This window comes from Halopseudomonas aestusnigri, from assembly GCF_002197985.1.
GTDB lineage: Bacteria > Pseudomonadota > Gammaproteobacteria > Pseudomonadales > Pseudomonadaceae > Halopseudomonas > Halopseudomonas aestusnigri.
This window is the reverse complement of record NZ_NBYK01000020.1, coordinates 25,803-33,847: the sequence shown is the minus strand read 5'-3', so window position 1 is coordinate 33,847 and position 8,045 is coordinate 25,803. Positions and strand designations below refer to the sequence as shown.

The 8,045-nt window shown below is 63.3% G+C and carries 8 protein-coding genes; all 8 read right to left on the bottom strand.

Annotated features, from left to right (window positions below):
• Positions 1–708: 708 nt before the first annotated feature.
• Positions 709–1,659: an isopenicillin N synthase family dioxygenase gene (locus B7O88_RS17170; RefSeq protein ID WP_088277938.1), complete on the bottom strand. Its 951-nt coding sequence runs from the start codon at positions 1,657–1,659 to the stop codon at positions 709–711.
• Positions 1,660–1,691: 32 nt separating this feature from the next.
• Positions 1,692–3,038, bottom strand: coding sequence for an amidohydrolase family protein (locus tag B7O88_RS17165; RefSeq protein ID WP_088277936.1), 1,347 nt, complete (start codon positions 3,036–3,038; stop codon positions 1,692–1,694).
• Between the two features lie 93 nt (positions 3,039–3,131).
• Positions 3,132–3,635 (bottom strand): ureidoglycolate lyase, encoded by a 504-nt coding sequence (locus tag B7O88_RS17160; protein ID WP_088277934.1) that lies wholly within the window; start codon positions 3,633–3,635, stop codon positions 3,132–3,134.
• Complete coding sequence (gene alc / locus B7O88_RS17155; protein ID WP_088277932.1) at positions 3,632–4,648, bottom strand: allantoicase; 1,017 nt, start codon at positions 4,646–4,648, stop codon at positions 3,632–3,634. The genes B7O88_RS17160 and alc overlap by 4 nt, the downstream gene beginning before the upstream one ends.
• A 2-nt stretch (positions 4,649–4,650) precedes the next feature.
• A complete protein-coding gene (gene puuE, locus B7O88_RS17150) occupies positions 4,651–5,583 on the bottom strand; it encodes an allantoinase PuuE (RefSeq protein WP_088277930.1) in 933 nt (310 codons plus the stop codon).
• The gene (locus B7O88_RS17145; protein ID WP_088277942.1) at positions 5,580–6,230 is read right to left on the bottom strand and encodes a TetR/AcrR family transcriptional regulator; all 651 of its coding nucleotides are present in this window, start codon (positions 6,228–6,230) and stop codon (positions 5,580–5,582) included. The genes puuE and B7O88_RS17145 overlap by 4 nt, the downstream gene beginning before the upstream one ends.
• Before the next feature lie 65 nt (positions 6,231–6,295).
• On the bottom strand, positions 6,296–7,060 hold the full coding sequence (locus tag B7O88_RS17140) for an outer membrane protein OmpK (protein ID WP_088277928.1): 765 nt from the start codon (positions 7,058–7,060) through the stop codon (positions 6,296–6,298).
• A 57-nt stretch (positions 7,061–7,117) separates the two neighbouring features.
• Complete coding sequence (locus B7O88_RS17135) at positions 7,118–8,044, bottom strand: ABC transporter permease (protein WP_088277926.1); 927 nt, start codon at positions 8,042–8,044, stop codon at positions 7,118–7,120.
• Between the last annotated feature and the right edge of the window lies 1 nt (position 8,045).

Below are 8,045 nucleotides of genomic sequence, written 5' to 3'. Positions count from 1 at the left end.
AGAAGGCGAAAGGCGGGTTAGATATCGGCGCAGAAGTAGAGCAATGGTGTGGTGATGGATGTAGCACGGGCACGGCATGCTGTGCCGTTACGAGGATGGTGAAGCAGTCAGGAATGGACGCAGAGCGCCCTATCGGGGCGTTCCCACGCGGAGCGTGGGAACGATCAAGGCAGCGCGTATGTTGAGCCATGGTGCGGTGATAGAGGTAGCGCGGGCACGGCATGCCGTGCCCCTACGGGGATTGTGCCGCGGTCTGGAATGGGCGCAGAGCGCCCTATCGGGGCATTCCCACGCGGAGCGTGGGAACGATCAATAGCGGCGCAGAGGTCGAGCAGCTGTGCAGGGATGGAGGCAGCACGGCCACGGCATGCCGTGGCCCTACGGGACGGTGTGGTGACGCAGAGTGTCCTGGCTGGCGCGTGGGAACGATCAAAGCCGTCTGGGATTGGTGCAGAGCGCCCTGTCTGGGCATTCCCACGCGGAGCGTGGGAACGATCAATAGCGGCGCAGAGGTCGAGCAGCGGTGCGGTGATGGGGGCAGTACGGGCACGGCATGCCGTGCCCCTACGGGATGGTGCAGCAGTCAGGAACGGGCGCAGAGCGCCCTGTCGGGGCATTCCCACGCGGAGCGTGGGAACGATCAATAGCGGCGCAGAAGTAGAGCAATGGTGTGGGGGTGGAGGCGGCATGGGCACAGCACGCTGTGCCCTACGATGGCTCTACCCGATGCTCGTACGTGGCATTCAGGCGCGCGGCGAGGTATTCGGCGCAGCTGATCGGCTCGTACTTCGGCGCTTCGCCCGGAATCACGTCGCGCGGGTCGACGATGGAGTCGGGGTTTACTTCCAGGAAGAAGGCGATGGAGTAGCGTTCCTGCTCCGGCGGGCGGACGCGGTGCGGGGTGGAGACGTAGGTGTCGTTGCTCCAGCGCATCAGACAGTCGCCGATGTTGCAGACGAAGGCGCCCGGTACGTGTGGGGCGTCGATCCATTGGCCCTGACGGGTCAGTACCTGCAGGCCGGCAACCTTGTCGGTGGCCAGCAGAGTAATGTTGCCGTAGTCGGTGTGAGCACCGGCGCCGCCGTCTTCGCGGTCGATCTGACCGGCGCTGGCGGGGTAGCGCAGCATGCGCAGGGTGGCGATGGGGCTGGTCAGGTGCTGAACGAAGAAGTCTTCCGGCAGGCCCAGGTCGATTGCAAAACCCTTGTGGATCAGCCGGCCAAGGTTCAGGCAGCCGTCGAAGTAGCCGAGCATGGCTTCACGCCAGCCGTCGATTGGCGGCCAGAAGTTGACGCCGCGGAACGGCTTGCCGGCCAGTACGTCCGGGTGATCGGCCGGGAAGTCGGTGCCGATGTTGAAGGCTTCCTTCATGTCGGCACCCGCTTCCGGGTTGAGCTTTTCGTCGGCCATGGCGACGTAGCCGCGGTTGTGCGGCGACTTCTTGATCGACATCTCCTGCTTGGTTTCCAGCGGCAGCTCGAACACCCGTTTGGAGTTGGCGAACGCGCTGGCCATGACCTCTTCCGGAATGCCGTGATCGACGGCGTAGAAGAAGCCGATTTCACGGCAGGCAACGCCCAGCTGGCGGGCGGTTTCGGCTCGGACGGCGGGGTCTTCGCTGTTCAGGCCGGCGACGGAGATAAGGGGTAGTGATTGCATGTGATGACTCCTGACTGCGTGCGTGCAGTCGCTTAAACCATTGACGTACGCAGGTGCGCGATATCGCGACACTGCTGAAAAAGTGCGAGGCCATGCTGCTGGGCTTCAGTGATGACCGTTTGTTCGCTCACCCGGGTGGCGCGGCCGTTGGCGATCAGTTGCCGGCCATCAACCCAGACCGCGGCGACGTTGCGGGCGTCGGCGGCAAAGACCAGATTCCACAGCAAATTGCCGCCGGCTGCATTGATCTCGGTCGGTGTCAGGTTGGGTTGCGCCAGGTCGAGCAGCAGCAGGTCGGCCTGCTTGCCGACTTCCAGTGAGCCGATGCGGTCGCCGAGGCCCAGCGCGCGGGCACCGTTGATGGTCGCCATGCGCAGGATCTGGTCGGCGGGCAGCACGGTGGCGTCCAGCCGGGTGGCCTTCTGAATCAGCGAGGCGAACTTCATTTCCTCGAACAGGCTGAGGCTGTTGTTGCACACCGGGCCGTCGGTGCCGAGGCCGACGGTGATGCCGGCGGCGAGCATTTCAGGCACGCGGGCGACGCCGCTGGCGAGCTTGGCGTTGCTGATCGGGCAGTGGCTGATGGCGGTGCCGGTGTCGGCGATGCGTTTGATCTCGTCGTCGTTGAGCCACACGCAGTGGGCGATCAGGGTGCGCTCACCGAGGATGCCGTAGTGATCGAGCTGGGCAATCGAGCGGCGGCCGAAGTGCGCCTTGACCGCGTCGTCCTCTTCCTTCTGCTCGCTGGCGTGGGTGTGGATGCCAACGCCGTATTCGGCCTGGCATTCCAGCGCTTCGCGGTAGGCATCCGGGGTGCAGTAGAACAGGTGCTCCAGCCCCATCCAGACCTGAATGCGGCCGTTCTGGCTGCCGTGGTGGCTGTGGATCAGCGCGCGGTTTTCGGCGCGGGTGGCGAAGAAGTCCTTACCGGGCTCGTCGGCCACGTAGGGTGCCAGATTGACCCGCAGACCGATCTCGCCGGCGGCATCGGCGCAGCGGTGCATGAAGCGGTACATGTCCATCACGCAGGTGGTGCCGCTTTTCAGCGCTTCCAGATAGCACAGGCGTGCTGCGTGGAAGGCGTATTCCTCGGTCAGGGCGCGGTGTTCCAGCTGGTAGTAGGGCAGCCATTCCATCAGCTGCATGTTCTCGGTCACGCCGCGCATCAGGCTGGAATGGGAGTGGGCGTCGATCAGCCCCGGCAGCAGCGCGTGGCCGCTGGCGTCGATCACCGGCATGCCGGGCGGGATGATCAGCTCGTCGCTGGGGCCGACGGCGCTGATGCGTCCGTCCTCGACGATCAGGGTGCCGCGCGGGATGACGCGGTTGTCTGGGTCAACGGTAAAGATGGCTGCATCGTGCAGCGCAAAGTGGTTCATATGTACCTCATAGCAATCTGAACCGGGTTAGCGGTTCCGGACACTGTGACGGCACGGCGGGCACGGAATGCATCAGCATAGCTGATGGTTTCCTCAGAGGCTGTCCGAGCGGAGCACAAGGGGTTGGTTAAGGGTTACTTCATCGCAATTGTTACCTGCACCACGGCGGTCGACGATCAGGTAATCGGCGTCCGCAGTGACCGGCAGCAGTGGTGCATGCCAGGTTCCGGCATGGTAACTGATGCCCTGGTCGCCTGGCACGTAGAACGCGCGCACGGCGGATTCATCAAAGTCGCCGGGGGCGGCGACCACAGCATAAAACGCCGTGCCGTTGAGCGGCACAAAGGCCTGACTGCCCAGCGGATGGCGCTCCATCAGACCGATCTCCAGCGGCTCCAGCGGCTGGCCGCGGAAGATCGAGAGAATGCCTTCGGCTCCCTCGCCCAGCAACTGCACCGTACCGAGCGCATGGAAGCGCTGGGTGCGGCCGTTGTTGATCGGAAAGCTGTCGGCGCCGACCGTGGAGATCACATCGCCGAAGGGGGCGAAGGCTTCGCGGGTCAGCGGCTCGGCGGTCAGTACGCGGGGGCTGCTCATGCGACCGGCTTGCCGAACAGGCGCAGGCGGCTGACGCCGCCATCAGGGATGATATTGAAGCGAATGTGCGTGATCGGGCCGAGATCGTTCAGTTCGCTGAACTGGTGGATGGCGTCGGCGGTCAGCGGCTGCTCGTCCATCAGGGTGTGCCAGAACATGCTCTGGGTGATCAGGCTCTTGGTGGTGCCCTGCTCTACACAGGCGGCCTGGATCGAGCAGCGTGCCGGGAAGTTGCCCTTGAAGTGCGCGGTGTCGACTTCTACGTGCTCGATGATGCCCTTGTGGCCGAGCTTGAGGATGCACCAGTCGTTGCCGGGTTCGCGGCGGCGGCGGGTTTCCCAGCCATCGCCCATGTCGGTGCCACGGCCGGGGCGCAGCAGCTTGCGCGGTTCGCCGTAGTGGGCGTCGCTCCAGGCCACCTGATTGCCGCCGTTTTCCAGCGCGATCAGGTTGATGGTCTGGCTGCTGTCGAGGTTCGACCAGTCGCAGTGCGGGGTGCCGTAGACGCGCAGGCGGGCGACGCCGCCGTCCGGGTACAGATGCAGGCGCAGGTGGGTCCAGACCTGATCGGAGGTCAGTTCATGGAAGTGATGCGCGTTGCCGCCCAGCTCCACGGCAGCCAGCAGTTCGGTCCAGGCGCTGTCGTTGCTCGGTTCGGCGTCCGGGCTGTAGCAGGCTTCCAGCGAGACCGCCGGGGCGAAGTTGCCGGTGAAGAAGCTGGTGTCAAAGTCGACGCCCTGCAGGGTGCCGGCCAGCGCCAGTTTGATGATCGCGGTGTCGTGGCCGGTGGTGCGGCGGCGGCGGGTTTCCCAGCCATCCATCCACTTGCCGTTGTCGTCGTACAGGCCGGGGTAAAACGCCGCCGGTTCCGGGTTGAGCATGCGGATGCCGGGGGCAAAGAACTGGTCGGTCGCCCAGAGGAATTCAGCGCCAAGGCTGGCGTCGGCCAGGTTCAGGCCGGTCTTGGTAAACGCCGGACCGTCGACGGCCGGGGCGATGATGGCGGTGCTCATGGTTAATCCTTGGCAGGCTGGTAAGGGTGCGTCTGTTTCCAGTGCCGCGCGATGTCGATGCGGCGGGTGATCCAGACCTGGTCGTGGCTCTGGATGTGATCAAGAAAGCGTTGCAGCGCGCGGAAGCGGCCGGGGCGGCCGACCAGGCGACAGTGCAGGCCAATCGACAGCATCTTGGGCGTTTCCGAGCCCTCGGCGTAGAGCACGTCGAAGGCATCCTTGAGGTACTGGAAAAACTGCTCGCCGCTGTTGAAGCCACCGGCGATGGCAAAGCGCATGTCGTTGGTGTCCAGCGCGTAGGGCACAACCAGGTGCGGCTGCGGGCCGGCGCCGGCGTCTACCGTGGTCCAGAACGGCAGGTCGTCGCCGTAGTAATCGCTGTCGTACTCGAAGCCACCGGCCTCGACCACCAGCCGGCGGGTATTCGGGCTGTCGCGGCCGGTGTACCAGCCGAGCGGTGGCTGGCCGGTAAGTGCGGTGTGCAGCTCGATAGCCTGCTGCATGTGCTCGCGCTCGCGGGCTTCGCTCATGTCCTGATAGTGAATCCAGCGCAGGCCGTGGCAGGCGATCTCGTGGCCGTCTTCGATAAAGGCGCGGACCATGTCCGGGTGGCGCTGCATGGCCATGCTGACGCCAAATACGGTCAGCGGCAGGCCGCGCTGGCGAAACTCGCGCAGGATGCGCCAGGCACCGGCGCGCGAGCCGTATTCGTAGAGTGATTCCATGCTCATGTGGCGGTCGGCAAAGGCCTGCGCGCCAATGATGTCGGAGAGGAATACTTCCGAATGACTGTCGCCATGCAGCACACAGTTCTCGCCGCCCTCTTCGTAGTTCAGCACGAACTGCACGGCGATGCGTGCCTGCCCCGGCCAGTTGGCCTTGGGCGGCTCGGCACCGTAGCCGATCAGATCACGCGGGTAGTGCGAATTGCTCATTTCTTGGGTACCTCGAGGCCGCAGCCGCGAAGAATGATGTCGGTGAGGAAGTCGGCCACGCGGTCGAAGTCCTGCTTCTCGTACTCGGCCTTGTTTTCCACCATCAGCACCTGCACCTGGAAGTCGGCGTAGTGCTGGGTTGAGGACCAGATCAGGAAGATCAGCTGCACCGGGTCTACCGGCGCCATGCGGCCCTGATCAATCCACTGTTGAATGACCCCGGCGCGGCCGCGCACCCATTCGCGCATGTTGGTGCGCAGGTGGGTCATCAAAAAAGGGGCGCCCTGGATGATTTCCATGGCAAACAGACGGGAGGCCAGCGGATACAGGCGGGCCATCTCGACCTTGGCGCGGATAAAACTGGCCAGCGCCTCGGCGGGGTCGTCGTCGACGGTCACGCTGGAGAACACCGCGTTCCAGCGCGCAAGAATATCGTCGAACATGGCTGCGTAGATCTTCTTCTTGTTGCTGAAGTAGTACAGCACGTTCGATTTGGGCAGTTCGGCCCGTTCGGCAATGTTCTGAATGGTGGCGCCGCGAAAACCGTGCAGGGCAAATTCCTGCTCGGCGGCCGCCAGAATGATTTCGTGGTTACGCTCGCGGATGCGACCGGGTCGGTAGGTCTTGGATGCGCTTTTGTTTGTCATCTGTTCCATCGCCTTTACACCATTGCAGGGGTTCGACCATCACGGCCGAACCCCCATTGCCGTGATCAGAAGTGGAATTTCACCAGCGCACTGACCGCGTTTTCGGTTTCCATTACATCGTCGTTCAGACCGTACTTGTTGTTCCAGTAGGAGTACTCGATACCTGCGTAGAGCACGCCCGGCTTGCCACGGTAGTTACCCAGGTCCAGCTTCAGCTGCGGGTTGAAGTGGAAGTCGGACTTGTGATCGTCTTCCGCTGTGGACCAGTCGATATAACCGTCAAACAGGATACGGGTGCTGCCAAATTCCATCGCCTTGCCCCAGACGACGGTGGTTTGATAATCGTCAGAGGTTTCGCTGTTGTCTACGTAGTAGAAACGGGTGCCGACGTACATGAAGCCCGGGATGTTCCAGTCGATACCCGGACCAACCATGTAGTTGTTGACGTTGGTGCCGCCGCCAAATTCGTACTGAGCGGACAGGGTGTAGTCCTTGATCAGGCCGCCGCCCAGCTTGCTGCCGGTCAGCCAGCTCAGGCTCAGGTTAGGCGCGAATTCACCGTACAGATCGTCAGAATCGGTGTCTTTTCCGTGACCCTGGTTACGGTCAACGAAGAAGAAGGTGCTGCCCCAGTCGTGACCGCTGGCGTTCTCGAAGGTAAAGAACGTCTGCGAGGTCTTCTTGCCGGCGCCGTCGAAGTTAACGCGGGCGTAGTCATCGCTGTACAGGACAGAGATGCTGGAGTCGGAGAAATACTTCTCAGCGTAGGCGCTCGGTACAAAGGCGCCTGCGATGCAAGCGGCGATCAGCGTTTTTTGCAGTGTGCTCATATTCAATGCTTCCTGGAATCAGTGATTTAGTTTTGATTGGCATAGTGGGTGCTCAAGTTATTTGCTCGGCCTATAGGGTTGGCCGATTGATAGGGGTGTGTTGAGGCGGGTCCGCGCGGGATTCCACGACAACAGCACCAGAACGATAATGGTGACGACATAGGGCAGCATGGCCAGCAGCTCCGTTGAGCTGTTCCAGCCGAGCCCCTGCAGCACCAGGTGCAAGATGCTGGCGGCGCCGAACAGGTAGGCGCCGAGCAGCACACGCTCGGGTTTCCAGGTGGCGAACACCACCAGGGCCAGCGCGATCCAGCCGCGACCGGCAGTCATGTTTTCGGTCCACATCGGGGTGTAGGCCAGCGACAGGTAGGCGCCCGCCAGGCCGGCCATGGCGCCGCCGAAGGCCACCGCCATGTAACGCACCGGCAGCACTTTCAGACCGTTGGCATTGGCCGCTTCCGGCGACTCGCCCACGGCGCGCAGAATCAGGCCGCCGCGGCTGTATTTGAGGAAGCAGAACACCAGAGCGAAGATCAGCAGCGAGCCGTAGACCAGCAGGTCCTGGTTGAACAGCACCTGGCCGATGACCGGGATATCCGACAGCAGCGGAATGGCGATCTTGTCAAAGCCGTCGATCGACTGGCCGACAAAGCCTGCGCCCACGAAGGAGCTCAGGCCGATACCGAAGATGGTCAGCGCCAGGCCGGCGGCATACTGGTTGGCCGCCAGGGTAATGGCCATCAGCGCAAACAGCATGGCCATGAGCACACCACCGAGCATGGCAGCGAGCACGCCCATGCTCAGGCTGCCGGTCGAGGTGGCGGCGATAAAGCCGATCACCGCGCCCATCAGCATCATGCCTTCCTGGCCAAGGTTGAGAACGCCGGAGCGCTCGCACACCAGCTCGCCGAGGGCGACCAGCAGCAACGGGGTGCCGGCGACCACGGTCGCGGCCAGTACGTTGGTAATCAGTACGCTGTCCATA